This window comes from Dapis hubbardiae BLCC-M172 (genome assembly GCF_050016015.1).
In the GTDB taxonomy this organism is placed as follows: domain Bacteria; phylum Cyanobacteriota; class Cyanobacteriia; order Cyanobacteriales; family Microcoleaceae; genus Trichodesmium.
The window spans coordinates 27,689-28,553 of record NZ_JBNHEQ010000040.1; the positions used below are offsets into that span (position 1 = coordinate 27,689).

Annotated in this window: 1 pseudogene; it reads right to left on the reverse strand. The window is 41.5% G+C overall.

From position 1 onward, the window contains the following. Positions 1-865 (reverse strand): annotated as a pseudogene (locus tag ACP6PK_RS04475) (hypothetical protein); the annotation flags it as partial.

Below are 865 nucleotides of genomic sequence, written 5' to 3' on the forward strand. Positions count from 1 at the left end.
TGGTATCTTCTGAAGTTGTGTCAGTGGTAGGAGTTTCTGCAGTTTCTTCTGGAGTCTCTATTAAACCTGCTCCTGCTATTCCAGTTCCTGTTATTCCGGCAATACCTATACCAATAGCACCAACGTCTGTTTCATTGGTATCTTCTGAAGTTGTGTCAGTGGTAGGAGTTTCTGCAGTTTCTTCTGGAGTTTCTACTAAACCTGCTCCTGCTATTCCTGCTAAACCTGCTATTCCTGCTAAACCTGTAACAATATTACCAACCTCTGTTTCATTGGTATCTTCTGCGGTTGTGTCAGTGGTAGAAGTTTCTGCAGTTTCTTCTGGAGTTTCTTCTGGCGTCTCTACTAAACCTGATATTCCGGCAATATCTGTACCAATACTACCAATGTCTGTTTTATTGACATCTTCTAGGGTTGTGTCAGTGGTAGGAACTTCTGTAGTTTCTTCTGTTGTTTCTTCTGTTGTTTCTTCTGGAGTTTCTACTAAACCTGCTCCTGCTATTCCTGCTAAACCTGCTATTCCTGCTAAACCTGTAACAATATTACCAACCTCTGTTTCATTGGTATCTTCTGCGGTTGTGTCAGTGGTAGAAGTTTCTGCAGTTTCTTCTGGAGTTTCTTCTGGAGTCTCTACTAAATCTGATATTCCGGCAATATCTGTACCAATACTACCAACGTCTGTTTCATTGACATTTTCTGCGGTTGTGTCAGTGGTAGAAGTTTCTGGAGTTTCTTCTGGAGTTTCTTCTGGAGTCTCTGCTAAACCTGCTCCTACTATTCCTGCTAAACCTGCTATTCCAGCAACACCTGTAACAATACTACCAACGTCTGTTTCATTGACATCTTCTAAAGTTTTCTCAGTGGT